Origin of the sequence: Microbispora amethystogenes (assembly GCF_016863015.1) — a bacterium.
Classification (GTDB): Bacteria; Actinomycetota; Actinomycetes; order Streptosporangiales; family Streptosporangiaceae; genus Microbispora; species Microbispora amethystogenes.
Genome location: NZ_BOOB01000004.1, coordinates 78,731 through 104,011, shown reverse-complemented (window position 1 = coordinate 104,011; position 25,281 = coordinate 78,731). Strand labels below are relative to the sequence as shown.

Genomic DNA, 25,281 nt, shown 5'->3' with positions numbered 1-25,281 from the left:
CTGAAACGGCGGCCTGAGTCAACGGTGCCGCAGCAGCCGGAGGGCCTTCTCCTTCTCGAAGTCCAGCGCCCGGCGCGGCGCCTGGATGCGGCCGATACGCACGCCGAGGTCCCGTACGGCCTGGGCCACCGCGGGCTCGGACAGCGCCCGGAGCGCGAAGGCCAGTTCCGCCGGTGAGACGTCGAAGCGGCGTTCCAGGAGCACCGCCTGCCGCACCGCCTCGATCTCGTCCGGGCCGAAGCGCCGGTGGGAGCCACGGTCGCGTACGGGCGGCAGCAGGCCGAGCGCCTCCCGGTAGCGCAGCATGCGGGGGGACATGCCGAGCCGCCGTGCCGCCTCGGTGATGCGCATGATGCCTCCGGTCCACGTTCCCGGACCCCACGCTAGACAGTCCCGGAGCCTTCCGGCACCCGTCGGCGGCCGAATCTCACATTCTTGTGTCAGGTTCGCACGCCCGCGTATGCGTCCCGAGTCCCGCGACGCCTAAACTCGCACCGACGAGACAACGGAGAGGGACACACTCATGGACTTCAAGGTCGCCGACCTTGCGCTCGCGGAGTTCGGCCGCAAAGAGATCCGCCTCGCGGAGCACGAGATGCCGGGCCTCATGGCGACCCGGAAGGAGTACGCCGCGGCGCAGCCGCTGCGGGGTGCGAAGATCATGGGCTCGCTGCACATGACGATCCAGACCGCCGTGCTGATCGAGACGCTGGTCGCGCTGGGCGCCGACGTCCGCTGGGTGAGCTGCAACATCTTCTCCACCCAGGACCACGCCGCCGCCGCGGTGGTCGTCGGCCCGGACGGCACGGCCGACAACCCCTCCGGTGTCCCGGTCTTCGCCTGGAAGGGCGAGACGCTGGAGGAGTACTGGTGGTGCACCGAGCAGGCGCTCCGCTGGCCCGACGGCTCCGGCCCCAACATGATTCTCGACGACGGCGGCGACGCCACGCTGCTGGTGCACAAGGGCGTGGAGTTCGAGAAGGCCGGCGCCGTTCCGGTCGCCGGTGAGGACGACCCCGAGGAGTGGGCGGTCATCCTCGACACCCTCCGCCGTACGGTCTCCGCGGACAAGTGGTGGACCCGCGTCGCCGAGGACATCAAGGGCGTCACCGAGGAGACCACGACCGGCGTGCACCGCCTGTACGAGATGCACAAGACCGGCAATCTCCTCTTCCCGGCGATCAACGTCAACGACTCGGTGACCAAGTCGAAGTTCGACAACAAGTACGGCTGCCGCCACTCGGTGATCGACGGCCTCAACCGCGCCACCGACGTGCTGATCGGCGGCAAGGTCGCCGTGGTCTGCGGGTACGGCGACGTGGGCAAGGGCTGCGCCGACGCGCTGCGCGGCCAGGGCGCCCGGGTCATCGTCACCGAGATCGACCCGATCTGCGCGCTCCAGGCGGCGATGGACGGCTTCCAGGTCACCACCCTGGAGGAGGTCGTCGGCATCGCGGACATCTTCGTCACCTGCACCGGCAACTACGGCATCATCAGCGCCGAGCACATGTCGCGGATGAAGCACCAGGCGATCGTGTCCAACATCGGCCACTTCGACAACGAGATCGACATGGCCGGCCTCGGCCGGATCGACGGCGTCAAGAGGATCAACATCAAGCCGCAGGTCGACGAGTGGGTGTTCCCCGACGGGCACTCCGTCCTCGTGCTCGCCGAGGGCAGGCTGATGAACCTGGGCTGCGCCACCGGCCACCCCTCGTTCGTCATGTCGAACTCGTTCACCAACCAGGTCATCGCGCAGATCGAACTCTTCACGAAGACCGACGAGTACCCGACCGGCGTGTACGTGCTGCCCAAGCACCTCGACGAGAAGGTCGCCCGCCTCCACCTCGACGCGCTCGGCGTGAAGCTGACCACGCTGAGCAAGAAGCAGGCGGAGTACATCGGCGTCGACGTCGAGGGCCCGTACAAGCCGGACCACTACCGCTACTGACGGCGGGACGGCCGCGGGGGTCCCGGCCCCTGCGGCCCGTACGAAAGGCGCGTACGAGAAGGCGCCTACGAGAAGCGGCACGAAAGACGGAGGGCCGGCGTGACACAGCCGGACATCGCGGAGGCCGGGGAGCGGCGCATCGAGTGGGCGGCCCGGTCGATGCCGGTCCTCCAGGCCATCGGCGCCGGATTCGGCGCCGACCGGCCGCTCGACGGCCTGCGCATCGCCGCGTGCCTGCACGTGACGGCCGAGACGGCCGTGCTCATGGGCGCGCTGCGGCAGGGCGGCGCCGAGATCGCCCTGGCCGCCTCGAACCCCCTGTCCACGCAGGACGACGTCGCCGCGGCGCTGGGGGAGTACGGCATCGCCGTGCACGCCCGCGCCGGGGTGGACAGGGCGACCTACTACCGGCACATCAACCAGGCGCTGGACATCGCGCCGCACATCGTCCTCGACGACGGCTGCGACCTCGTCAACATCCTCCACACCGAGCGGGTCCAGCTTCTCGACGGCGTGCTGGGCGGCTGCGAGGAGACCACCACGGGGATCATCCGGCTGCGCCAGATGGCCTCGGAGGGCGCGCTGCGCTTCCCGGTCGTCGCGGTCAACGACACCCGGACTAAGCGGATGTTCGACAACCGCTACGGCACCGGCCAGTCGACGCTCGACGGCATCATGCGGGCCACCAACGTGCTGCTCGCGGGCCGCACCGTCGTCGTCGCGGGCTTCGGCTTCTGCGGCAGGGGAGTCGCGGAGCGGGCCAAGGGCCTCGGCGCGCGGGTCGTCGTCACCGAGATCGACCCGGTCAAGGCCCTCGACGCCGCCCTGCAGGGCTACGACGTGCGGCCGATGAGCCGGGCCGCCGAGATCGGCGACGTGTTCGTGACCGTCACCGGCAACCGCGACGTGATCCGCGCCGAGCACCTGGCCGCCATGAAGGACGGCGCGATCCTCGCGAACGCGGGCCACTTCGACGTCGAGATCGACGTGCGGGCGCTGGAGGGAATGGCCCGGGAGGTGCGCTTCGGCATCAGGCCCAACACCGACGAGTACGTCCTGGAGGACGGCCGCAGGCTGCTCCTGCTCGCCGAGGGCCGCCTGGTGAACCTCACCGCCGCCGAGGGTCATCCGGCCGCCGTGATGGACATGTCGTTCTCCGCCCAGGCTCTCACCGTCGCCTGGCTGGTCGAGGAGCCGTCCCGGCTGCCGCCGGGCGTGTACGACGTCCCGGCCGGCATCGACGTGGAGGTGGCCCGCCTGAAGCTCGCCGCCGCCGGGATCTCGATCGACGCCCTCACCGCCGAGCAGGAGGAGTATCTCCACTCCTGGCGTCTCGGATCCTGACCCTCCCCCCTCGGCTTCCTACTCTCCGTCTGCCGGTGCTGTATGGCCAGGCTGTGGCGCCCCTCTCGCCGATCACCGGGCGAGTCGGGCAAATGCAAAGACGTGGGTCGTTATCTGACCATTTACCTCAAAGCATTGACGCTTCCTGAACTACGCGCCTAAGTTGAACCAACGGATCGCTCAGTGATCCAGCAGTCCACCTGCAAGGGCGGGAGCGGCCCGCCCACGGCACGCCTCTCCCGACCACCCCGGAGAGTGACCCGGCATGACGGCCATGAAAAATCCCCCTCTAGCCCCCACCTCGTCCGAAGGCCCTTCCGTGACCAGGGCGGCAGGCCGGACCTCGGCGAAGGCGGCGGCCCTGCGGTCCCGGTTGTCCACGGGGGCGATCGGAGCCGTGGTCCTCGTCCTGCTGGCCGCCCTGTGGGAGGGGTACAAAGCGCTCGGGCAGGCGACCGGCGACCGGCTGCTCGGCCTCCGGTTCCCCGTCGCGACCGACGACTTGTCAATGCCCGGAGTGGGCGCGATCCTCGGTGCGCTGGTCGAGCCGGCGCGCCGGGGGACGTCCACCATACTCGGCGTCTACCTGCTGGAAGAGGCATCGGTGACGCTGCGCGAGGCGGCGTACGGTCTCGTTGCCGGCTCCTTGCTCGGGCTGGCGCTGGCGATCGTGTTCCTGCATCTGCCGCCGGTCTCGCGCGGGCTCATGCCCTGGCTCGTGGCCTCGCAGACCGTTCCGCTCGTCGCCATCGCGCCCATGGTCGTCATCTGGGGCGGCAAGGCGGGCCTGCCTCCGTGGGTGGCGGTGACCGGCATCGCGGCCTACCTGGCGTTCTTTCCCGTGACGATCAACGCCCTCCGGGGCCTCAAGTCGCCGCCCAAGGTGCAGACCGAGTTCATGCGCAGCGTCGCGGCCGGCCGGCGGCAGTTGCTGTTCTGGCTTCGGCTGCCCGCGGCCCTGCCCTACCTCTTCGCCGGCCTGCGGCTGGCGGCCACCGCCAGCGTCGTCGGCGCCATCGTCGGAGAGCTGTCGGCGGGCACGGGGCGGGGAATCGGCCGGGTCATCCTCACCTTCGCCTACTACTACTCGAACGGCCCCGAGAAGCTGTACGCCGCCGTACTGGTCGCGGCCGTCACTGGAATCGTGTTCGTCCAGGTCCTCAACCTGCTGGAGCGGTTCGCCCTGCGTAACCGGCACACCCGGTGACATCCGCCCGATGACTCCTGCCCGACGAAACTCCCTGTCTGCTCCGCTGTCTGCTCCGCTCCCTGGAGAGTCCCGATGCCCGAATCCCCGATAATCCGCATCGACGGTGTCACGAAGCAGTTCAACCCCGGCACCGACCGCTCGGTGACGGCTCTGGCCGACATCGACCTGACCATCGCCGAGGGCGAGTTCGTGTCGCTGCTGGGTCCGAGCGGCTGCGGGAAGAGCACGCTTCTGAGGATCATGGCGGACCTCACTCCGCCGACCGCGGGGTCGGTCAGCCTGAACGGCAAGTCTCCCGCCACGGCCCGCCGGGACCGCGACTACGGAATGGTCTTCCAGCAGGCGGGCCTGTTCGAGTGGCGGAGTGTCCAGCGCAACGTGGAGTTGCCGCTGCAGGTCGCCGGCGTCGCCAAGCAGGAGCGCCGGGCCAAGACCGCGGCGATGCTCGACCTCGTGCGTCTGCCGGAGTTCGCCCGGCACTTCCCCTGGCAGCTCTCCGGCGGCATGCAGCAGCGGGTGGCCATCGCCCGCGCGCTGTCGGCGGACCCGAAGATCCTCTTCATGGACGAGCCGCTGGGCGCGCTCGACGAGATGAACCGGGAGCACCTCCAGGGCGAGCTCCTGCGCATCTGGTCCGACACCCGGACGACCGTCGTGTTCGTGACGCACAGCATCACGGAGGCGGTGTTCCTGTCGTCGCGGATCGTCGTGATGTCTCCGCGCCCGGGACGCATCGCCGCCAGCATCGACGTCGACCTGCCCTACCCGCGGACCGCCGAGACCCGTACGCTGCCGGCCTTCTTCGACAAGATCACCGAGGTCCGCGAGGCGCTGCACGGCATGACGGTGGCGGAGGACGCGGCATGACCGCGCACGCGGGGCGCGGTCGACCCATGCTCGTCGCGGGGGGCGCGTGGGACACCGCCAGGCGGGGGTTGCCGGTCACGGTCACCGCGCTCGTCATCCTCGGCGCCTGGCAGCTCGTCGTCCGGCTCTTCGACGTCCCGTCGTTCATCCTCCCGGCGCCGACCGACATCGCCTCGGCCCTGGTGGACCAGCTCACCACCATCCTCTCCGCGTCCAGGCTCACCGTCAGCGCGGTGCTGCTCGGCCTCGTGTCCGGGTCCGTCGCCGGGATCCTGGTCGCGCTGGTCGTCAGCCGGTTCCACCGGATCTCCGGCCCCGTGCTGGGAGTCGCGGTGATCGTCAACTGCGCCCCCATCGTCGCGCTCGCACCGATCTTCAACAACTGGTTCGGTGTGACGAGCCTGGCGTCCAAGGCGGGCGTGGCGGGGGTGATGGTGTTCTTCCCCGTCCTGGTGAACACCGCGAGAGGCCTCCTCCAGGTCGCGCCGCTCCATCTGGAGCTGATGGAGTCGCTGGCGGCCCGGCCGCGGCAGATCTCGCTGATGCTGCGGTTGCCCAACGCGCTGCCGTACCTCTTCAACGCGCTCAAGCTCGGTTCCACGCTCGCCGTCATCGGCGTGATCGTGACCGAGTACTTCGGGGGACCGAGCAACGCCCTCGGTGTGTACATCGCCCAGCAGGCCTCACTGCCCCGCTTCGCCGAAGCGTGGGCCGGGATCCTCGTGGCCAGCCTGCTCGGCCTCGCGATGTTCGGCGTCATGTCGCTACTCGAACGCCTCCTCATGCCGTGGCACGAGTCCGTCCACGGCGGCGAGGCCTGATCTCTCCCCTCCTTCCTCCCGCATACCAAGGAGTCATCATGGCTCGTTCTCTTCGTCGTACCTTCGCGGCGGTGGCCGGCGTCGCCACCGCCCTGTCCCTGGCCTCCTGCGGCATGTCGGAGGACACCGGCTCGGCCGCCGCCCCCGCCGCGTCGGGTAACGCCAAGTGTGAGACGCGCACCCCGGTCAGGCTGGTCCTGCAGTGGGTGGCCCAGGCCCAGTTCGCCGGCTACTACGCGGCCAAGGACAAGGGCTACTACGCCGACGAGTGCCTCGACGTCACCATCCAGGAGGGCGGCGTCAACATCGTGCCGCAGCAGGTGCTCTCCGCCGGCAACGCCGAGTTCGCGGTCAGCCACGTCACCAAGACCATGGTCACCCGAGAGCAGGGGGCCGATCTGGTCAACATCGGGCAGGTCTTCCAGCGTGGCGCCTACCTGCAGGTCGCCTGGGCCGACTCCGGGATCAAGCAGCTGAGTGACCTCCGGGGCAAGAAGGTGGGGAGCTGGGGCTTCGGCAACGAACTCGTGCTCTTCGCCGCGATGAAGGGCGCGGGGGTGGACCCCGCCAAGGACGTCAAGATCGTTCAGCAGCCCTTCGACATGTCGCTCCTGCTCAAGCGTGAGGTGGACGCGGCCCAGGCCAAGACCTACAACGAGTACGCGCAGCTGCTGGAGACCGTGAATCCCAAGACCGGCAAGTTGTACCAGCCGGAGGACTTCTCGGCGATCAGCCTCCAGGACGCGGGCTACACGAGCCTCGAGGACGGCGTCTACGCCCGGGAGAGCTGGCTGGCCAAGGAGGAGAACAAGGACGTCGCCGTGCGGTTCCTCAAGGCCACGTACAAGGGATGGGGCTACTGCCGCGACGACCTGGCCGGCTGCGTCGATGTCGTGCTCGACAACGGAAGCGCACTGGGGAAGGGGCACCAGACCTGGATGCTCAACGAGGTGAACAAGCTCGTCTGGCCGTCGCCGGACGGTATCGGGGTGGTGGATCCGAAGGCGTGGGCCCAGACGATCAAGATCGCGGTCGATGCCAAGGTCCTCAAGGCTGACCCCGGTGAGGGCGCGTACCGCACCGACCTCACCGAGAAGGCGGACGAGGAGCTGCGCGCCGAGGGCTTCGACGTGACCGGTGAGAAGTTCGAGCCGCAGACGGTGGAAGTCACTGCCGGAGGCAAATAGGACGATTGGTCATCTTGCTCGCGTAACCTCCGCAACGTGCGGACGGGGTCGCGGGAGGCTGCCAGCATGATGGCCGTACACCGATCACCGATTCTTGAGGCAACGGAGGAGACAATGCCACCGGGTGAAGCCGGACTCGTCCGCCGTACTATCTGGCTGCTTCGTACTGTGGCTGCGCACCCGGAGGGGATCGGGCTCAGCGACATCGCCCGCGAGGTGGGCATCCCGAAGGCGACCTGCTACCGCGTGCTCACCGTCCTCGAGCGTGAGAGCTGGCTCACGCTCGATCCGGACACCCGCCGTTATCGCGTCTCGCTGGGCCTCCTCTCGATCGTGGGAGGCCTGCTGGACAGCGACGGCGCCTACGGCCACATGCGCGGTGTGCTGCGCCGGCTGGCGGAGGAGACCAAGGAGACGTCCGGCTTCGACGTGCTCCTGCCGCCCAACGTGATGGTCGTCGCGCAGGTTCCGGGACCGTCCCTGATCGGCCAGACGCTCAAGCCGGTGCCGCGTACCCAGCCGGTGTGGGCCACTTCGACCGGCAAGGTGCTGCTCGCCGCGCTCGACCCGGAAACCGTGCGTGCGGAGTTCGCGGCGGAGTTCGAGGACAAGGCGCCGGAGCGGTTCGGCGGCGTCGACGCCTTCATCGCCTCCCTCGACTCCGTCCGCGGCAACGGGTTCGCCTACGCCTACGACGAACTGGAGGTCGGCGCGGCGTCCGTGGCCGCGCCGGTCAGGGTCAGGGACAGCACGCCGTACGCGGTGTGGATCGGCGGTCCCACCTATCGCCTCACCCGGGAACGGATCGACACCCTGGCGGTGTCGGTGATCAATGCCGCCCGCGACCTGGGCGACCTGCTCAGTGTCACGGACATCGTCCTGCCCAGCGCGCTCACGGGCCGCTAGGGGCGGGGCGGGCGTCCGGCGGGCGGCGACGTACGACAAGGAGTTCTGGAATGACAGCGCTGACAGAAGCGATGGCCGCGGCGCGCGGTATCGCCGGCGGCGTGCCGGGAGGCGTGTTCGCCGGTGGAGAATGGCGCGCGTCCAGCTCAGGCGCCGTCCTGGCCGTGGACGATCCCGGCACCGGCGAGACGATCGCCGAGGTCGCGGACGCGCAGGTGGAGGACGGCCTGGCCGCTCTGGCTGCGGCGGCGGACGCCCAGGCGCCCTGGGCGGCCACCCCGCCGCGTGAGCGTGGAGAGATCCTTCGCCGCGCCTACGAGCTGATCGTCTCCCGGCGCGACGACCTGGCCCTGCTCATGACCCTGGAGATGGGCAAGCCACTCGCGGAGTCGCAGGCCGAGATCACCTACGCGGCGGAGTTCTTCCGCTGGTTCTCCGAAGAGGCCGTCCGCATCGACGGGGGTTACCTGGTGGCGCCCGGCGGGGGTTCCCGCGTGGTGGTGGCCCGGCAGCCGGTCGGGCCGAGCCTGCTGGTGACGCCGTGGAACTTCCCCATGGCGATGGGCACCCGGAAGATCGGTCCCGCGCTCGCCGCGGGGTGCACGGTGGTCGTCAAGCCGGCCAGGCAGACGCCGCTGTCCATGTTCGCCCTGGTGCGGATCCTGGAGGAGGCCGGCCTGCCGTCCGGAGTGGTGAACGTTTTCACCACCTCCCGCTCGGGGGAGGTGACCTCGCAGCTGCTGCGCGACCCACGACTGCGCAAGCTGTCGTTCACCGGCTCGACCGAGGTGGGGCGCACGCTGCTCGCGCAGTGCGCGAGCAGGGTGCTGCGCACCTCGATGGAGCTCGGCGGGAACGCGCCGTTCCTGGTCTTCGACGACGCCGATCTCGATGCCGCCGTGGAGGGCGCGGTTCAGGCCAAGATGCGCAACATCGGCGAGGCCTGCACCGCCGCCAACAGGTTCTACGTCCAGAGGGGCGTCGCGCGGGAGTTCGGCGAGGCACTCGCGAAGCGGCTGGGCGCACTGGCCATCGGGCACGGGCTCGATCCGGCGACGCGGGTCGGCCCCCTGATCGATCAGAGGGCGCTCGCGAACGTGGCGGGGCTGGTGGACGAGGCGCGGGTCGGCGGGGCAGAGGTGCTGACCGGCGGCGAGCGGATCGACGGCGCGGGGAACTTCTACCGGCCCACGGTCCTGACCGGCGTGACCCATGGCGTGCGGGCCGTACGCGAGGAGATCTTCGGCCCGGTCGCGCCGATCATCGCCTTCGACGACGAGGACGACGCGCTCGCCATGGCGAACGACACCGAGTACGGCCTCGCCGCGTACGTGTTCACCGAGGGTCTCGAACGGGGACTGCGCGTCTGCGAACGGCTGGAGAGCGGCATGGTCGGCCTCAATCAGGGCGTGATCTCCAATCCCGCGGCGCCGTTCGGCGGGGTGAAGCAGTCCGGGCTGGGCCGGGAGGGCGGGCGTGTGGGCATCGACGAGTATCTGGAGATCAAGTACATGTCCATCAGGGCGCCGTGGTGACCGCGTTCGTCCTGGCGGGCGTGCAGATGCGCCCCCGGTTCGGCGATGTCCCGGGCAACATCGAGCGCTCGTCCCGGTGGATCGTCAGGGCGGCGGAGAACGGCGCGCGACTCGTGATCCTGCCCGAGGCGAGTTCCGCCGGATATGTCTTCGCCGACCGTGCCGAGGCCCTGCGGTACGCGGAGGAGGTGCCATCCGGGCCCGCGTGCTCCGCCTGGGCGAGCCTCGCGAGACGGCACGACCTGTGGATCGTCGCCGGGCTGACCGAGCGGGACGGTGACCGGCCGTACAACTCGGCCGTGCTGATCGGTCCTGACGGGCATGTCGGGACGTACCGAAAGGCGCATCTCTGGAACGACGAGAAGGAAATCTACGGCCGCAACGACACCGGTTTCCCGGTCTTCGACACTCCGCTCGGGCGCATCGGCCTGGCCATCTGCTATGACGCCTGGTTCCCCGAGACGTTCCGCAGCGCGGCGCTCCAGGGCGCCGACCTGGTGGCCCTGCCGTCGAACTGGGTTCCGGTGCCGGGCCAACCGCCGGGAGTGCCGGCCATGGCCACGCTCATGTGCATGACCGCCGCGCACAGCAACCAGTGCTACGTGGCCGGCGTGAACCGTGTGGGCACCGAGCGCGGACAGGAGTTCGTCGGCAGGTCGGTGGTGGTCGGGCCGGACGGCTGGGTGATCCGCGGTCCGGCCGCTCCCGACCAGGAGGAGCTGCTGCTCGCGGAGATCGACCTCATCGGGTCCCGCCCGTTCCGGCGGGGCAATCCGTTCAACCAGCCGCTGGCGGACCGGCGGCCCGACCTGTACGTGACCAGGGACGATCGTCCGAGCGGGGACACGCTCGCCGTCTGACCCGGTCCTCCCGGAGCCCGCGTGAGTCTATTGACACCCGGGCTTCTCATGAGAAGAATTTGAACCAATGGTTCATTAGATGAACCATCAGAATTCGAGGAGCAGTAGTGGGCATCGAGGTCCGAAAGATCATCCAGCACGTCGAGGAGACCCGGCTCGAAAACGGGCGCCGGGTCGAGCCCGCGCACCGCGTCGCGTTCGTGGGCGCTGTGATCGCGAACCCCTATCCCAGCGAGTACGTCGCGGACCTGGTGACGCTGGCCGACGGGCTGGGCGAGGAGATCGGCCGGCTCATCGGGCCGCCGTGCGTGGAACTGCTCGGCGGCGAGGTGGAGGCGTTCGGGAAGGCGGCGCTGGTCGGCATCGAGGGGGAGGTCGAGCACGGGTCGGCGCTGATCCACAACCTCCGGTTCGGAAACGTCTTCCGCTCGGCCGCCGGCGGCACCGAACTGCTCCCCGCCGCCGAGAAGGTCGGCCTTCCCGGCAGTCCCATCGACATCCCCCTCAAGCACAAGCTCGACGCGAAGACCCGCTCGCACCACCAGACGGTGACGTTCCAGGTGGCGGACGCGCCCCGGCCGAGAGAGATTCTCGTGATCTGCGCGGCGGCCAACGCCGGCCGGCCCCTGGCCCGGCTGGCCGAGTTCGGCGCCGAGACGAGGAACTCATGACCACCGCGGAAAGAGGGAGCGCGGAGACGACGGCCGGCGCGGACGCCTGGACCGGGGAGCGCCTGAAGGCGGCCGACAAGGAGTACGTCATCCACTCCTGGTCGGTCCAGGGGGCCCTCGACCCCCTCCCCGTGGCCGGCGGGTCGGGCTCGTGGTTCTGGGACTACGAGGGCCGCAGGTATCTCGACTTCCAGTCCCAGCTGGTCAACCTCAATCTGGGGCACCAGCACCCGAAGCTCGTCGAGGCGATCCGCCGGCAGGCCGCGGAGCTCTGCTACATCGGCCCCGGTTTCGCCGAGCGGTCCCGGGCAGAGCTGGCCGAGATGCTGGCCGGGCTGACGCCCGGCGACCTCAAGATGAGCTTCTTCACCACCGGAGGCGCGGCGGCCAACGAGAACGCCGTCCGTCTCGCCCGCCACGTCACCGGCCGGCAGAAGATCGTGGCACGGTACCGCTCCTACCACGGGGCCACGGCGGGGGCGATCTCGCTCACCGGCGACCCGCGCAGGTGGGCGGCCGAGCCCGGCATGACGGGCGTCGTCCGGATGCTCGATCCCTACACCTACCGCTGTCCGGCGGGCCACCCCGACCCCTGCCCGGTCTGCACCGGTGGGCCGCATCTGGAGGAGATCCTCCAGTACGAGAACCCCGCCACCGTGGCGGCCGTGATCGTCGAGCCGGTCACCGGGACGAACGGCCTGCTGTACCCGCCCGACGGATACCTCCGCTCACTGCGCGAGGTCTGCGACAAGTACGGCATCCTGCTCATCTTCGACGAGGTGATGGCCGGGTTCGGACGCACCGGCGAATGGTTCGCCTGCGACCACTGGGGGGTCGTCCCCGACATCCTGACCACGGCGAAGGGCCTCAACTCCGGCTACGTCCCGCTCGGCGCGATGACGGTGTCGGAGCGCATCTCGGGCTGGCTGCGCGACAACATGTTCTGGGGCGGGCTCACCTACGCGGGACACCCGCTCGCCTGCGCGTCCGGGGTCGCCTCCCTGCGGATCATGCAGGAGGAGCGCGTCGTCGACAACGCCCGGCTCATGGGCGAGCGACTGGGCGCCGGGCTGGCGGCCCTGGCGGAGCGGCACCCGAGCATCGGCGACATCCGCGGCCGCGGCCTCTTCTACGGCGTCGAGCTGGTCACCGACCGGGCCACCCGCGAGCCCCTCGTACCGTTCAACGGGAAGGGACAGGCGGCGTTGCCCGTCACCCGGCTGCTCAAGGCAGCGATGAAGCGCGGCCTCTACCTGACGGCCAACTTCAACGTACTGCGCCTGACCCCGCCCCTGATCATCCAGGAGCAGGAGATCGACCTGGCGCTCGAAGTGCTCGACGACGTGCTCACGCTGGCCGACGAGCACTACACCGGCTGATCCCGGCCCACCCGCGGCAGCGCGGCCGGCCGTACCACGAGGAGGACAACGATGGGATCGACGCTCATCAGAGGCGGCACCGTCGTCAACGCCGACGCGGCGGTGCGCGCCGACGTCCTGGTGCGCGACGGTGTGGTCGCCGCGCTGGGCGACGGCGCCGGCTGGGCGGCCGACGAGGTCGTCGAGGCGACCGGCAGGCTGGTCCTGCCCGGCGGGATCGACGTGCACACGCACCTGGAATATCCGATCGACGGCTTCACCACCCGCACCGCCGACGACTTCCACTCCGGTACGGCGGCGGCGGCGCACGGCGGGACGACGACGGTCGTCGACTTCGTCAAGAAGGAACCGGGCGCGTCCCTGCGGGACTCGTACCTGCGCCGGCGCGACGTGGCGGCGGCGAAGTCGTTCGTCGACTTCGGCCTGCACGCCATCGTCCCGCCGCGCGACCAGCAGGAGGACGTCCTCGACGACCTCCGGCTGCTGGCCGGCGAGGGCGCGACGAGCTGGAAGTTCTTCATGGCCTATCCCGGCACGCAGATGGTCGACGACGGCCAGCTCCTGGAGGGGTTCGAGCTCGCGGCCGAGTACGGCGTACTCCCCATGGTGCACGCGGAGAACGGCCACATGGTGGAGCGGGAGACCCGCCGCCTCGTCGGCAGCGGCCGCGTCTCGGAGAGCTTCCACGCGCTGGCGCACGGCCACGACTCCGAGGCCGAGGCGGTGCACCGCGCGGTCGTCCTGGCCGAGTCCGCAGGCACCCCGCTGTACGTGGTGCACGTCTCCAGCGCCCGGGCGGCGGAGGAGATCGGCGCCGCGCGGGCCGGCGGAGCGCGGGTGTGGGGCGAGACCTGCCCCCAGTACCTCGCCGTGGCCTACGAGGACTACGCCGGCCTCGGCGAGAGGGCCGCCGCGTACGTCTGCTCGCCGCCCATCCGGGAACGTGCCAACCAGGAGGGGTTGTGGCGCGCCCTCCAGACCGGCGCGTTGTCCACGGTGGCCACCGACCACGCCGGCTTCTGCATGGAACAGCCGGACGACCTCCCCCCGCAGAAGTTGCGCAGCCCGGGGTACTTCCCCAAGGTCCCCAACGGGGTGCCCGGCGTGGAGGACCGGCTCATGGTCCTCTGGGAGACCGGGGTGCGGACGGGCCGGATCGACATGTGCCGCTTCGTCGACCTCGTCGCGACCCGCCCGGCCAAGCTGTTCGGGCTCTTCCCGCGCAAGGGCCTGGTCGCCGCGGGAGCCGACGCCGACCTCGTCGTCTGGGACCCCGAGGCGGACCACGTCATCACCGCGGCCGGCTCGCACCTCCGGACCGACTACAACCTCTACGAAGGCATGCGCGTGACGGGACGCCCCGTCCACGTCTTCTCGCGCGGACACCACCTCGTCAACGACGGAGCGCTCGAAGGAGGGCCCGGTCGGGGGGCCTTCCTGACCCGCGGCGCACCTCATCTCTTCTGATTTCGACTGATCGGAGCTGTACGGATGAAACTGCCTCTCGGCATCCACGTGGGGGAGCGGCTGAGCCTGGAGCAGACGTACTGGCAGGCGGAGCTCGCCGACCAGAACGGGTTCGAGTCGGTGTGGGTGGCCGAGGGCCGCCTGGCCAGGGACGGCATCGTCCCCGCGGCGATCATCGCCGGCCGGACCTCCAACGTGCGGATCGGCACGGGCGTGGTCAACAACAAGAGCCGCAACGCCGCGCTCATGGCGGTGACTTTCAAGACCCTGGACGAGGTCGCGCCGGGCCGGATCATCCTCGGCATCGGGGCCTGGTGGGAGCCACTCGCCACGAAGGTGGGCCAGCCCCTGTCGAGGCCGGTCGCCTCCATGCGCGAGTACATCACCGTCTGCCAGACGTTCTTCCGGAACGAGACGGTCGACTTCGAGGGCGAGTTCGTCCAGATGCGCGGAGTGCGCTTCGACAGCATGTACCGCGAGAACAAACCGGTCGACATCCCGATCTACATCGGCGCGGTCGGGCCGAAGATGCTGGAGCTCGCCGGTGAGATCAGCGACGGCGTCCACATGGACTTCCTGCTGCCGCCGTCCTACCTGACCGGGGCACGGGAGGCGATCGCCCGGGGCGTCGCCAAGCGGGCCGACGGCCGGGCCGGCATCGACCTGACACAGATCGTGGCCTGCAGCGTCAACGACAAGGACCCGCAGGAGGCCATCGACGCGTGCAAGGCGTTCCTCACGCTCTATCTGATGCAGCAGCCGCACATCGCCGAGCACTGCGGCGTCGATCGGGAACTGGTCGACCGGCTGCAGGAGGTGGCCGGCTGGCCCGCCTCCCCCGAGGACATCAAGCGCGCGATGCCGCTCGTCCCCAACTCGCTGGTGCAGAACGTGACGGCCTGCGGGACGACGTCGGACGCCTTCGACAAGCTGATGGCCTACCACGAGGCCGGCGTGCGCTGCCCGATCATCTCCACCCTCGGCGACAAGGAGCAGACCCTCACCCGCCTGGCCATGGCAGCGAAGGACTGAGCGTGTTCGATTCCTCTCTTCCCCAGACCATCGCCGTCGTCGGCGGCACCGGACCGCAGGGAAGCGGGCTCGCCTACCGGCTCGCCCGCGCGGGACACCCCGTCGTCATCGGGTCGCGCGACCCGCACCGCGCCGCCGCGCGGGCGGCGGAGCTCTCGGCGCTGCCCGGAGTGCCGGCGCCGATCCGCGGGACCTCCAACGAGGAGGCGGTGGCCGAGGCCGGGATCGTCATCCTGGCCGTGCCGTACGAGGGGCACGCGGAGCTGGTCCGCGCCCTCGCCGCCGGCCTGGCGGGCGCGCTGGTAGTGAGCTGCGTCAATCCCCTCGGCTTCGACCGGAACGGCCCGTACGGACTGCCCGTGCCGGCCGGCAGTGCCGCGGAGGAGGCGGCCGGGATCGTGCCGGACGCGGTCGTGACCGGAGCGTTCCACCATCTGGCGGCTCCGCTGCTGCTCGACCCGGACGCGGACCTGTCCCATGAGGACGTGCTCGTGTGCGGTGACGACGCGACGGCCAGGCAGCGGGTGATGGCGCTGGCCACTGACGTGACCGGCGGCAGGGGCGTCGACGCGGGCCGGCTCCGGATGGCCCGGCAGCTCGAACCGCTCACCGCCGTGCTCATCTCCGTGAACAAGCGCTATCGCACCCGCTCGGGTGTCGCGCTGACCGGCCTGCCCCAGCCTCTCCTGACGTCCGTGCCCGTGAAGGAGTGAGGAACCGATGAAGCTCGCCGCAGTGCAGCTCCGCGCGACCGACGACCGGCGGGAGACCGTCGGGCGAGCCGGTGACCTGCTGGACGAGGCCGCCAGGCAGGGCGCCCGGGTCGCCCTGCTACCCGAACTGTTCGCCGTGCCGTTCGTGCAGCCGGACCCGGATCCGGACTATTTCGAGCTCGCCGAGAAGCTCGACGGCCCTTCCAACGCGATGGCGGCCGAGCGGTCCCGGCGGCATGGGATCACGGTCGTCTCGTCGGTGTTCGAGGCGGCCGAAACCCCGGGTGTCTACTACAACACCGCGTGCACCTTCGTCCGCGGTGAGCTGCGGTCGGTCTACCGCAAGTCCCACCTGCCGTTCTCCAACGGGTTTCCGGAGAAGTTCTACTTCCGCCCGGGCGGGGCGGAACCCGAGGTGGTGGACACGGGGGAGACCGGCGTCGGCACGATCATCTGCTACGAACGGCACTTCCCCGAGCTGAGCAGGATCGTCGCGCTGCGCGGCGGATCGGTCCTCTGCGTTCCGGTCGCGTCGGCCAGCGCGCCGATGCGTGAGGTCTTCCAGCTCGAACTCCGGGCGCACGCCGTCTTCAACGGTCTTTTCGTCATCTGCGCCAACCGGGTCGGCAAGGAGGGCGTGAAGGACTACTTCGGGCTGAGCGCCGTCTACGGGCCGGACGGCGACGTCCTCGCCCAGGCCGGCGACGGCGGCGACGGCGTGGCCGTCGCGGAGGTGGACCTCGGCCTGGTGGCCGCCTCGCGCCGCCGCCGTCCCTTCCTCCGGGACCGGCGTCCGGAGCTGTACGGCCGGTTGACCGCCATGGAGTGATACACGGAGGCGGGCGCCGTCGGTGTGACCTCTCCCTCAACACACCGGCGGCGCCCGCCTCAACCCCACTGCAGGATGCCCCATGACCTGCAATTGCCACAGGTGCCCCCGAGTCGCGGGTCTACACCTAAATCGGCGGAACAAATCCTCCGGACGTCGCCGCGGACCCTTCCCGCGCCTCTCCCCGAGGGGTGCCGGGCGCGGCCTGCGGTACCTCGACCCGGCGGCTGACCAGGGGATTTCCCCCGTGCGTCCCGTGCCCGCGCGGGCCGTACCTCTGCGCGCCGTACCGCGCGCGATTTTCGCGGATTCCGGCGAGCCGCGCCTCCTCCCGGCGCCTGCGCTCGGCCAGCACGGCGGCCAGATAGGCGTACGGCGGGACGCCGGGCGGAGGCGGCGGCGCGATCCGCGCGCTCACCTGACCGGCCACCCGCATCCCCATCTCCTCCCGCATCGCCGGGCTGAGCTGGTGCCACCGGACGAGGTACTGCCGGGCGGTGGCGGCGAGCTCGCCGGACAGGCCGGAGAGCTCCAGCGTGGCCGCCCAGGACGCCAGCGCCGGCGGCATCTCGGGGGGCGGGGTCTCGCCCGGCCCGCGCTCGCCGATGACGATCGTCCCGGCGAACACGTCGCCCAGGCGCTTGCCGCGCTGGTTCAGCAACGAGGTGATGAGCGCCGGGGCGCCGAACAACGGCGTCCAGAACTCCAGGAACCCGGCGAGCCCGCGGAACAGCGCCTGCCGGAAACGCTCCGGCCCGCCGTCGTCGCTCACCACCCGCAGGCCCAGCGCGAGCTTGCCCGGTGAGCGGCCCCGGGTGAGCGTCTCGAACGCGACCGGATAGCCCACGATCACCAGCACAGTGAACAGGATGATCAGCGCGACGGACAGCGCGTCGTCGGTCAGCGCCGAGGCGTTGGAGACCAGCACGGCCGCCACGACGAGCACGGTCCACTGGATGACGAAATCGATGAGGAAGGCCAGGGCGCGGCTGGGCAACTGGGCCACGCGGACCTCGACGACGACGGCCTCACCCGTCACGACTTCGGACACACTGCGCACCCTACTGTGTTCAATTGCCGCGCCTTCGGCACGGCGGATCGGGCGCCTGCAGTCCGTGGTCGTGCCGGAGGCGCGCGGCATGGGCAGCCCTCGGTGCGTGCTCGCTCGTTCCTCGCTCCGCGAAGTCCAGACACGGCCGCGCACCTCGCGGCCGCCGCCGATAGGGTCCGATCCGTGGACATCGATGCGTTCGTCGCGGCGAGCAAGCCGTCCTGGGACCGGCTGGACGACCTCGTACGGCGGCGGCGCACGCTGCGCGGCGCGGAGATCGACGAACTGGTGGAGCTCTACCAGCAGGCGGCCACGCACCTGTCCATCGTCCGGTCCGCGTCGACCGACGCGCTGCTCGCCGGCCGTCTGTCGTCGCTGGTCGCGCGGGCCCGGTCGGCCGTCACCGGCGCGCACAGCCCGGCCTGGCGGGAGGTGGTCCGGTTCTTCACCGTGTCGTTCCCGGTCGTCGCCTACCGGGCCCGGCGCTGGTGGATCGGCGCCACGGTCGCCTCACTAGTCGTGGCGTACGTCATGGGCGTGTGGGTGGCGACCGACCCGGCCGTGCAGGGTGTGGTCGGCACGCCGGAGGAGATCCGGCAGATCGTCGAGCACGACTTCGCCGACTACTACTCGGAGAACCCGGCGGCGTCCTTCGCGGGCCATGTGTGGCTGAACAACGCCTGGCTGTCCATGCAGGTGGTGGTCTCGGCGATCCTGCTCGGCCTGCCCATCCCGTGGATCCTCTGGCAGAACTCCGCCAACGTCGGGGTGCTGGGCGGCCTGATGCACGCCCACGACAGGGCCGACGTGTTCTGGGGGCTGATCCTGCCGCACGGCATGCTGGAGCTGACCGCGGTGTTCCTGGCGGCGGCGGTGGGCATGCGGCTGGGCTGGACGGTCGTGGACCCCGGCCCGAGGCGGCGGGCGGATGCGCTGGCCGAGCAGGGCAGGGCCGTGATGAGCGTCGCGCTCGGCCTGGTCGTGGTGCTGTTCGTCTCCGGGCTCATCGAGGCGGGGGTCACCCCCTCAGGCCTGCCGACCTGGGCGCGCATCACGATCGGCGCGCTCGCGGAGGCGCTGTTCCTCACCTACGTCGTCGTCTTCGGCCGCCGGGCGGAGCGCCGGAACGAGACGGGGGACATCGAACGCGCCCCCGACCTGGCCCCCACGGCCTGACGGGCCCCCATAGCCTGACGGGTCACAGCCGGCCGGCGGCCTTGAGCGCGAGATAGGCGTCGGCGAGCGCGGGGGCGAAGTCCTCGGGCAGCGCGTCGACGACCTCCACGCCCTGACGGCGCAGGGTCGCCGTGACCTCGCTCCGCTCGCCGCGCAGCCGTTCCGCGGCGGCGGCGTCGTACACCGCCTCGGCGCTGCCCCGCCCGGCCGCCATCTCGGCCACCCGCGGGTCGGCCACCGCGGCGGCCAGGACCAGGTGCCGCGCCGACAGTTGCGGCAGCACCGGCAGCAGCCCCTCTTCCATGGCCGCCGTGTTCAGGTCGGTCAGCAGCACCACCAGGCAGCGCCGCCGGGCCCGGGACAGCACGGCCGCCGCCATCCCGGCCGCGTCGGCCTCGACCAGCTCCGCCTCGATCGGCGCCATCGCGTTCACCATCGACGACAGCAGTTCGGTGCGCGACGCGCCGGACACCTGGGCCCGTACGGCCCGGTCGTAGGCGAGGAAGTCCACCCGGTCGCCGGCCCGCGCGGCGAGGGCCGCGAGGAGCAACGCGGCGTCCATCGACCAGTCCAGCCGGGGCCACCCGGAGGCCCCCGAACCGGGCCCCGAACCGGGCCCCGAACCGGGCCCTGGACCGGCTTTGGGGCCGCGTCCCGCGTCCGAGCCCGGCGCGCTGACGTCCGGTCCGAAGCCGAGGGGCGCCGTCCCGATCCGGCCGGCCGAGGTGCGGCCGGTGTCGAGCACGATCAGCACGCGGCGGTCGCGTTCCGGCCGCCAGGTGCGCACGACGACGTCGCTGCGCCGGGCGCTCGCCCGCCAGTCGATGGAGCGGACGTCGTCGCCGACCACGTACTCGCGCAGCGAGTCGAACTCGGTGCCCTGGCCGCGTACCAGGGCCGGGTGCCGTCCGTCCATCTCGCGCAGGCGGGCCAGCCGCGCCGGCAGATGCCTGCGGCTGAGGAACGGCGGCAGCACCCGGACGGTCCACGGCGCCTCGAACGTCCGCTGCCGCGCCGCCAGGCCGAGCGGACCGACCGAGCGCACCGTCACGGCCACGGCCTCCCGGTCGCCCCTGCGTACGGGCGTCAGCGTCGTGACCAGCCGCCGTCGCTCGCCGGGCGGCACGTCGAGCGCCTGCCGCCGTGGGGCCGCCCCGGCCGAGGGCTGCCAGGCGTCGCGCAGCACACCCCGCAGCCGGCGCGGGCCGGGGTTGTCCACGACCAGCCCGATCACGAGCGACCCGCCGAGCCGTACGCGGTTGTCGCCGTCCCGGTGGAAGCGCAACCCGCGCACGCCGCCCGCGAGCAGCAGGTCGGCCGTCACGAGCGCGGCCAGCACCAGCGCGGCGGCCAGCACGACCAGGCCGGGCTCGGGGGCGAGGAGCACCACGATCGCGGCGAGGGCGGCGAGCAGCCCCGCGCGCCCGGTCAGCGCCACGAGGCCCTCACCGGGGCACCGGTACGGCCGACAGGATGCCCTCCAGGATGCCGTCCGGGGTGGCGCCCTCCAGTTCGGCCTCCGGGCGCAGCCCCACGCGGTGCCGCAGGGCGGGCCGGGCGAGGGCCTTCACGTCGTCGGGGGTGACGTACGACCGGCCCGACAGCCAGGCCCAGGCCCGCGCGGCGGCGAGCAGCGCGGTGGCGCCGCGCGGCGAGACGCCGAGCTGGAGCGAGGGCGACTGCCGGGTGGCCCGGGCGAGGTCCACGATGTAGCCGAGCACCTCCGGGCCCACGTGGACCTGGGCGACCGCCCGGCGTCCCGCCGCGAGGTCGGCCGCGGACGCCACCGCCTTCAGCTCCGACAGGTCGCGCGGGTCGAAGCCGAGTGCGTGCCGTTCGAGGACGGCGATCTCCTGCTCGCGCGGCGGCAGCGGCACGGTGAGCTTGAGCAGGAACCGGTCGAGCTGCGCCTCGGGAAGCTGGTAGGTGCCCTCATACTCCACGGGGTTCTGCGTCGCCACGACGATGAAGGGATCGGGCAGCGCGCGGGCCGCTCCCTCGACGCTGACCTGCCGTTCCTCCATCGCCTCCAGCAGGGCGGCCTGGGTCTTCGGCGGCGTGCGGTTGATCTCGTCGGCGAGCAGCAGGTTGGTGAAGACCGGCCCCTCGCGGAACTCGAACTCCGCCGTCCGCGCGTCGTAGACCAGCGATCCCGTCACGTCGCCCGGCATCAGGTCGGGGGTGAACTGCACACGCTTGAAGTCGAGCGCGAGCGCGGCCGACAGCGTGCGGACGAGCAGGGTCTTGGCCACCCCGGGCACGCCTTCCAGCAGCACGTGACCCCGGCAGAGCAGCGCGATGACCAGGCCGGTGACGACCGGGTCCTGGCCCACGACCGCCTTGCCGACCTCCGCGCGCAGCGCCGCCAGCGCCTCCCGCGCGGCGTCGGCCCCGGGAGGCGCCGGCAGCGGCGGAAGCGACGCGGACGACGGAGCCGGCGGCATCGGTGGCGCAGGTGGCGGGGTGGCCGGGGGTACGGGGGACGACGCCGAGGGGGCGGCGCCCGGTCCGGGGGTGGTCACGAGTCTCGAACCTGCCTTTCCAAAGTGTCCAGGTCGGCGGCCAGGGCCACCAGTGCGGCGTCGTCGGCCGGTTCGGGACCGCACAGCAGCGCCCGCACCGGTCCCGGGTCCTGCCCGGTGCGCGCCGCCGCGGCGTCGGCCACCTCCTCGGCCGTCGCCGTACGCGGCACGCCCAGGAGAGGGGCGAGCCGGTCGGCGGCGGCGGCCCGCAGGGCGAGGGCGGCGCGGTCCCTGGCCCGGCGCGACCGGTAGAGCAGGCCCCGCCCCTCCACGGTCTCCGAGGCCCGGACGACCACGGGGAGGCGCTCGGTCACGACCGGCCCGAGACGGCGCGCCCGCCACAGGGCGGTCACGGCCACCGCGACGACGAGCTGGAAGACCGCCCAGGTGACGCCGCCCGGGATGAGGTCGCCGAGCGACCTGGCCGGTTCGCCGTCCGCCCCGGTCGCACCGTCTTCGGCCTCGGCGGGATCGTCGCCCTGGGCGAGCCAGACCAGCTTGGGCCGCGCACCGGCCAGGTTCAGCGCGAGCGCCGCGTTGCCGTCGTCCGCGAGCCACATGTTGGTCAGGAACGACGCGTCGCCCAGCGCGGTCACCGTGTGCCCGTCCTCCGTGTAACGGACCAGCGTGTGACCGTCGCCCGCCGGATAGCAGCCCGTGGACCCGGGCGGGCTGGAGAAGGAGATGCCGCCGGTGAAGGCGTCACCGGCCCGCACGGCCTCCCGCAGCGCGCACCGGGGCGGCCGGGAGCGGACGCGCTCGACGCTCTCCCTGTTCAGGCCCGGGGCGAGGACGTCGAGGAAGGACGCGTGTCCGGCGATGAGCCGGTCGCCGGGCGCCTCGGCCAGCCGGACGGCGGCGTCGTGGCTCCCGAGCAGGCTCGCCTCGGTGATCAGCAGCAGGGTCTGCGGCCCCGCGGCGGCCACCGCCGCGCCCGGCGTCTCCACCCGGACGACCTCCACCCCGTGCGCTTCGAGCAGCCGGGAGAGGGCCGAGCTCCCGATGAGCGAGGTGTCGGCCGGGTCCAGGAGCCGCCCGGTGGGCTGGTCCGGCGCGAGCAACGCGGGCAGCGCCGCCGCGCCCAGCACGAGCAGCACCACCAGCGTGCCCCAGGCCGTTCCCCGGCCCCGCCGCCGCGTCCCGGCCCGGGTCGCGCTCCCGGTCGTAGTCCCGGTCGTGGTCCGGGTCGTGGTCGCGGTCATGGAGCCACATCCGGCGCGGGGGACATCGATGCGACCCCCGCTGTCGCCCGGCCCCGTCGGTCCATGGCCGTCGTGGTGGGGGTCAGGTTCGGCGCTACTGGCAGGGGCGCGGTCCTCGCCGTCGTCCGGCCTCGGCGGCTTGTGCGCGTGGTCATGCCGTCACGCCCGTGCGGGCCGACCGCAGGCGCTCGTCCAGGGCGGCGAGCGTCAGATATTCCTCGCGGGTGCCGCCGGCCTCGCCGTACGTGACGTCGTCGAACAGGCGTGCCGCCGCCCGCAGGTCCGCCGCGTGGGACGGCAGCGCCTGTCCGGCGGCCTCGGCGAGCTCCATCGCCGTACGGCCCGGCAGCGGGGCGACGACGGCGCGTTCCTCCAGGTCGCGGGCGACGGCGCGTAACCGTTCGCGGATGGCCCCGGCCCAGTCCTCCTCGGCCGCCAGGCGTTCGGCCTCCGACCTGTGCTCGGCGGCCGTCCGCTCCCGCCGTCCGAACACGGCCCCCGGCTCCGCCCTCCCCGAGCCGGAGAAACGGCGCAGGGCCCACAGGAGCAGCAGGGCGAGGACGACCAGGACGACGACGATCAGGACGAGTGACAGCACGCCGCCCGTGCCCGTCCCGTCGCCGCTCATGAGGTCACCGATGAACTGGAAGATCTCCCGCTGCAACCGGTCGAACAACGACTCGTGCTGGTAGGCCGCCCTCGACAGCTCGCGCGCCGCCTCGTCCGCGGCCTGGTCGCGGCCGACGTCGACGGGCGAGTCGAGCGACGGCACGAACGACGCGGCGAGCGGTGCGAACGGCACCGTCGTCACCCCTGCGGTCCGTTCGGCGGGGTTCCGTAGTAGGGCGAGGCCCCGGGTGGGGTTCCGTAGTAGGACGAGCCTCCGGGTGGGGTCCCGTCGTAGGGCGGAGATCCGGGGCCGGGCACCGGTCCCGCCGCGGCCGCGTGGCTCGGGTGCCACAGGTCGTCGACGCCGGTGTGGACCCAGCCCTGCGACTGGTTCTGCGCGGCCGCCGTCTGCAGCACGAGGTCGAACGCCTCGGCCCGCATCCGCCTGTCGGCGTAGAGGAGCCCGGCCACGCCCGCCTGGAAGGGATAAGTGATCATGGAGGCGACGACGCTGCCCGCGGCCAGGAGGACCGTGGTGAGCGCCGTGGCGGCGACCGTGCCGCCGCCGAACATCCCGATCAGGGAGCCGCCGATCGTGAACGGGACCCCCAGCACGCTGGAGGCGATGCCCGCGAGCACGGCGGTGAGCACCAGGATGCCGAACACCCGCCAGCTGTCGCCCTTCACCAGCCGCCACGATCGGGCCATCGCGTCGGTGACCCCGCGGCCCTCCAGCACGACCGCGGGGGCCGCCAGTGAGAAGCGGGTGTAGAAGAAGGCGGCGTACGGGATGTAGGCCAGGACGAACAGCAGGGCGACGGCGACGAAGGCGCCCGCCGTCGCGTCACCCAGCCCCAGGGCCACGAGGAGCGCGAGGAGGACGAGCACCGGCGCCACGAGGATGAGGGCCTGCAGTAGAGCCAGCCCCAGCAGGGCGAGCACCCGCGACCGCGCGAGCTGCCAGGCCTCGCCCACCGTGATCCGGCCGCCGAACACCGCGCGGCCGAGCACCCGGGTGAGGATGCCTGTGAGGATCATGGTGCCCAGGAAGGTCATGACGTAGGTGATGATCGCGCCGATGTACTGCGCGGCCACGCCGACGACCGGGAGCGCGGGCGAGCTGGTCGTCGCGTAGGAACCGGAGCCGAAGCCCTCCAGTGCCGTCCCGAACATGCCGAGGCCGACCGCCTGGCCGAGCGCGCCGGGGATCGAGGTGACGGCCGCCACGATCGCCGACAGGCCGAGCGTGGCCTTCGGGTTCGAGCGGATCAGCTTGATCGTGCCGTCGAAGATGTCGCCGAGCGTCAGCGGGCGCAGCGGGATGATCCCCGGCCGGGGCGCCTCGGGCGGGCGCTGTCCGTAGGGACCCTGTCCATAGGGGCCCTGGGCGTAGGAACCCTGCGCGTAGTGACCCTGGGCATAGGGACCGGACCCGTAGTGCGGTCCGCCCGCCTGCGGGCCCTGACCGTACGGCCCGGACGGCCCGGACTGGCCGTAGCCGGGCTGCCCATACTGTCCGGGCTGGCCGTACTGCCCAGGTTGGCCGTACGAGCCGTGAGAACCGGGCTCACCATAAGGGCCATGCTGTCCGGGCTGGCCGTACGGGCCGGAAGCGCCGGGCTGACCGGGCTGACCGGGCTGACCGGGGTGACCATAGGAAACGGGCTGGCCGTACGGGCCGGTCTGGGGGCCGGCCGGGCCTTCCCGGCCGCCGGGGGCGGCCCAGGATTCGCCCGTTCCGCCGGTCCCGGCGGCTCCGCCGTACGGCGGAGGTTGCTCGGCCGCCCAGCCGGAGGGCACGTCGGGGGAGGAGCCGGGGCCGTCAGTCATGTCCCAATCCTGGCATGATGTACGTGCGTGTGCCGCGTGATCACCAAGCGTCCCGTCGCGGGGGTGAGCGGGGGATGGCTGAAACCGGGGCGCGGGCGCACACTTGGAACGTGACCGCA

The 25,281-nt window shown here is 71.7% G+C and carries 23 protein-coding genes; 16 read left to right on the top strand and 7 right to left on the bottom strand.

Features of this window, described 5'->3' with window-relative positions:
• Positions 1-18 precede the first annotated feature (18 nt).
• Positions 19-351, bottom strand: coding sequence for a MerR family transcriptional regulator (locus tag Mam01_RS03600; RefSeq protein ID WP_204284052.1), 333 nt, complete (start codon positions 349-351; stop codon positions 19-21).
• 172 nt (positions 352-523) lie between these two features.
• Between Mam01_RS03600 and ahcY the strand changes: the two genes are divergently transcribed.
• The 15 genes from ahcY (at position 524) to Mam01_RS03525 (ending at position 16,772) form a co-directional block, all read left to right on the top strand.
• Positions 524-1,951: an adenosylhomocysteinase gene (gene ahcY, locus Mam01_RS03595; RefSeq protein WP_204284051.1), complete on the top strand. Its 1,428-nt coding sequence runs from the start codon at positions 524-526 to the stop codon at positions 1,949-1,951.
• A gap of 99 nt (positions 1,952-2,050) precedes the next feature.
• Entirely contained in the window at positions 2,051-3,295 is a 1,245-nt protein-coding gene (locus Mam01_RS03590; protein ID WP_150930413.1) for an adenosylhomocysteinase, read from the top strand.
• A 319-nt stretch (positions 3,296-3,614) separates the two neighbouring features.
• Entirely contained in the window at positions 3,615-4,502 is an 888-nt protein-coding gene (locus Mam01_RS03585) for an ABC transporter permease (RefSeq protein WP_204284050.1), read from the top strand.
• Between the two features lie 75 nt (positions 4,503-4,577).
• Positions 4,578-5,372, top strand: coding sequence for an ABC transporter ATP-binding protein (locus Mam01_RS03580; RefSeq protein ID WP_204284049.1), 795 nt, complete (start codon positions 4,578-4,580; stop codon positions 5,370-5,372).
• Positions 5,369-6,193, top strand: a complete 825-nt coding sequence (locus Mam01_RS03575) for an ABC transporter permease (protein ID WP_204284048.1) — start codon at positions 5,369-5,371, stop codon at positions 6,191-6,193. The genes Mam01_RS03580 and Mam01_RS03575 overlap by 4 nt, the downstream gene beginning before the upstream one ends.
• 38 nt (positions 6,194-6,231) lie before the next feature.
• On the top strand, positions 6,232-7,380 hold the full coding sequence (locus tag Mam01_RS03570) for an ABC transporter substrate-binding protein (protein ID WP_204284047.1): 1,149 nt from the start codon (positions 6,232-6,234) through the stop codon (positions 7,378-7,380).
• Positions 7,381-7,446: 66 nt separating this feature from the next.
• Positions 7,447-8,286, top strand: coding sequence for an IclR family transcriptional regulator (locus Mam01_RS03565; RefSeq protein WP_307819803.1), 840 nt, complete (start codon positions 7,447-7,449; stop codon positions 8,284-8,286).
• A gap of 71 nt (positions 8,287-8,357) precedes the next feature.
• Positions 8,358-9,821 (top strand): NAD-dependent succinate-semialdehyde dehydrogenase, encoded by a 1,464-nt coding sequence (locus tag Mam01_RS03560; RefSeq protein WP_204284172.1) that lies wholly within the window; start codon positions 8,358-8,360, stop codon positions 9,819-9,821.
• Positions 9,818-10,681, top strand: coding sequence for a nitrilase family protein (locus tag Mam01_RS03555; protein WP_204284045.1), 864 nt, complete (start codon positions 9,818-9,820; stop codon positions 10,679-10,681). Before Mam01_RS03560 ends, Mam01_RS03555 begins: the two co-directional genes overlap by 4 nt.
• 107 nt (positions 10,682-10,788) lie before the next feature.
• Complete coding sequence (locus tag Mam01_RS03550; protein WP_239101006.1) at positions 10,789-11,352, top strand: amino acid synthesis family protein; 564 nt, start codon at positions 10,789-10,791, stop codon at positions 11,350-11,352.
• Positions 11,349-12,731: an aminotransferase class III-fold pyridoxal phosphate-dependent enzyme gene (locus tag Mam01_RS03545; RefSeq protein ID WP_204284044.1), complete on the top strand. Its 1,383-nt coding sequence runs from the start codon at positions 11,349-11,351 to the stop codon at positions 12,729-12,731. Before Mam01_RS03550 ends, Mam01_RS03545 begins: the two co-directional genes overlap by 4 nt.
• Before the next feature lie 51 nt (positions 12,732-12,782).
• Complete coding sequence (hydA, locus tag Mam01_RS03540; RefSeq protein ID WP_204284043.1) at positions 12,783-14,198, top strand: dihydropyrimidinase; 1,416 nt, start codon at positions 12,783-12,785, stop codon at positions 14,196-14,198.
• 24 nt (positions 14,199-14,222) lie between these two features.
• Positions 14,223-15,230 (top strand): LLM class flavin-dependent oxidoreductase, encoded by a 1,008-nt coding sequence (locus Mam01_RS03535; RefSeq protein ID WP_204284042.1) that lies wholly within the window; start codon positions 14,223-14,225, stop codon positions 15,228-15,230.
• 2 nt (positions 15,231-15,232) lie between these two features.
• Positions 15,233-15,943 carry an NADPH-dependent F420 reductase gene (gene npdG / locus Mam01_RS03530; RefSeq protein WP_239101005.1) on the top strand — a complete coding sequence of 237 codons (711 nt, stop codon included), beginning with the start codon at positions 15,233-15,235 and terminating at the stop codon, positions 15,941-15,943.
• A 7-nt stretch (positions 15,944-15,950) separates the two neighbouring features.
• On the top strand, positions 15,951-16,772 hold the full coding sequence (locus tag Mam01_RS03525) for a carbon-nitrogen hydrolase family protein (protein WP_204284041.1): 822 nt from the start codon (positions 15,951-15,953) through the stop codon (positions 16,770-16,772).
• Between the two features lie 127 nt (positions 16,773-16,899).
• On the opposite strand, the gene Mam01_RS03520 is transcribed toward Mam01_RS03525, so the two are convergent.
• On the bottom strand, positions 16,900-17,823 hold the full coding sequence (locus Mam01_RS03520; RefSeq protein WP_239101004.1) for an RDD family protein: 924 nt from the start codon (positions 17,821-17,823) through the stop codon (positions 16,900-16,902).
• A gap of 183 nt (positions 17,824-18,006) precedes the next feature.
• On the opposite strand from Mam01_RS03520, the gene Mam01_RS03515 reads away from it, so the two are divergent.
• Positions 18,007-18,999, top strand: coding sequence for a stage II sporulation protein M (locus Mam01_RS03515; protein ID WP_204284039.1), 993 nt, complete (start codon positions 18,007-18,009; stop codon positions 18,997-18,999).
• Between the two features lie 22 nt (positions 19,000-19,021).
• On the opposite strand, the gene Mam01_RS03510 is transcribed toward Mam01_RS03515, so the two are convergent.
• From Mam01_RS03510 to Mam01_RS03490, 5 genes are all read right to left on the bottom strand, one after another.
• Positions 19,022-20,437: a DUF58 domain-containing protein gene (locus Mam01_RS03510; protein ID WP_204284038.1), complete on the bottom strand. Its 1,416-nt coding sequence runs from the start codon at positions 20,435-20,437 to the stop codon at positions 19,022-19,024.
• Between the two features lie 7 nt (positions 20,438-20,444).
• Positions 20,445-21,443 carry an AAA family ATPase gene (locus Mam01_RS03505; RefSeq protein WP_204284169.1) on the bottom strand — a complete coding sequence of 333 codons (999 nt, stop codon included), beginning with the start codon at positions 21,441-21,443 and terminating at the stop codon, positions 20,445-20,447.
• A 74-nt stretch (positions 21,444-21,517) separates the two neighbouring features.
• Complete coding sequence (locus Mam01_RS03500) at positions 21,518-22,723, bottom strand: DUF4350 domain-containing protein (RefSeq protein WP_204284037.1); 1,206 nt, start codon at positions 22,721-22,723, stop codon at positions 21,518-21,520.
• Between the two features lie 151 nt (positions 22,724-22,874).
• Positions 22,875-23,525, bottom strand: a complete 651-nt coding sequence (locus tag Mam01_RS03495; RefSeq protein WP_239101003.1) for a DUF4129 domain-containing protein — start codon at positions 23,523-23,525, stop codon at positions 22,875-22,877.
• Positions 23,526-23,530: 5 nt separating this feature from the next.
• A complete protein-coding gene (locus Mam01_RS03490; protein WP_204284036.1) occupies positions 23,531-25,162 on the bottom strand; it encodes a DUF7847 domain-containing protein in 1,632 nt (543 codons plus the stop codon).
• Positions 25,163-25,281: the final 119 nt, after the last annotated feature.

Excerpts from the sequence above, each read along its gene's own strand:
- Mam01_RS03535 (WP_204284042.1), top strand. The coding sequence starts at position 14,223 with ATGAAACTGCCTCTCGGCATCCACGTGGGGGAGCGGCTGAGCCTGGAG.
- Mam01_RS03570 (WP_204284047.1), top strand. The coding sequence starts at position 6,232 with ATGGCTCGTTCTCTTCGTCGTACCTTCGCGGCGGTGGCCGGCGTCGCC.
- Mam01_RS03580 (WP_204284049.1), top strand. The coding sequence starts at position 4,578 with ATGCCCGAATCCCCGATAATCCGCATCGACGGTGTCACGAAGCAGTTC.
- Mam01_RS03545 (WP_204284044.1), top strand. The coding sequence starts at position 11,349 with ATGACCACCGCGGAAAGAGGGAGCGCGGAGACGACGGCCGGCGCGGAC.
- ahcY (WP_204284051.1), top strand. The coding sequence starts at position 524 with ATGGACTTCAAGGTCGCCGACCTTGCGCTCGCGGAGTTCGGCCGCAAA.
- Mam01_RS03500 (WP_204284037.1), bottom strand. The coding sequence starts at position 22,723 with ATGACCGCGACCACGACCCGGACCACGACCGGGACTACGACCGGGAGC.
- hydA (WP_204284043.1), top strand. The coding sequence starts at position 12,783 with ATGGGATCGACGCTCATCAGAGGCGGCACCGTCGTCAACGCCGACGCG.
- Mam01_RS03600 (WP_204284052.1), bottom strand. The coding sequence starts at position 351 with ATGCGCATCACCGAGGCGGCACGGCGGCTCGGCATGTCCCCCCGCATG.
- Mam01_RS03560 (WP_204284172.1), top strand. The coding sequence starts at position 8,358 with ATGGCCGCGGCGCGCGGTATCGCCGGCGGCGTGCCGGGAGGCGTGTTC.
- Mam01_RS03575 (WP_204284048.1), top strand. The coding sequence starts at position 5,369 with ATGACCGCGCACGCGGGGCGCGGTCGACCCATGCTCGTCGCGGGGGGC.
- Mam01_RS03505 (WP_204284169.1), bottom strand. The coding sequence starts at position 21,443 with ATGCCGCCGGCTCCGTCGTCCGCGTCGCTTCCGCCGCTGCCGGCGCCT.
- Mam01_RS03525 (WP_204284041.1), top strand. The coding sequence starts at position 15,951 with ATGAAGCTCGCCGCAGTGCAGCTCCGCGCGACCGACGACCGGCGGGAG.
- Mam01_RS03565 (WP_307819803.1), top strand. The coding sequence starts at position 7,447 with ATGATGGCCGTACACCGATCACCGATTCTTGAGGCAACGGAGGAGACA.
- Mam01_RS03490 (WP_204284036.1), bottom strand. The coding sequence starts at position 25,162 with ATGACTGACGGCCCCGGCTCCTCCCCCGACGTGCCCTCCGGCTGGGCG.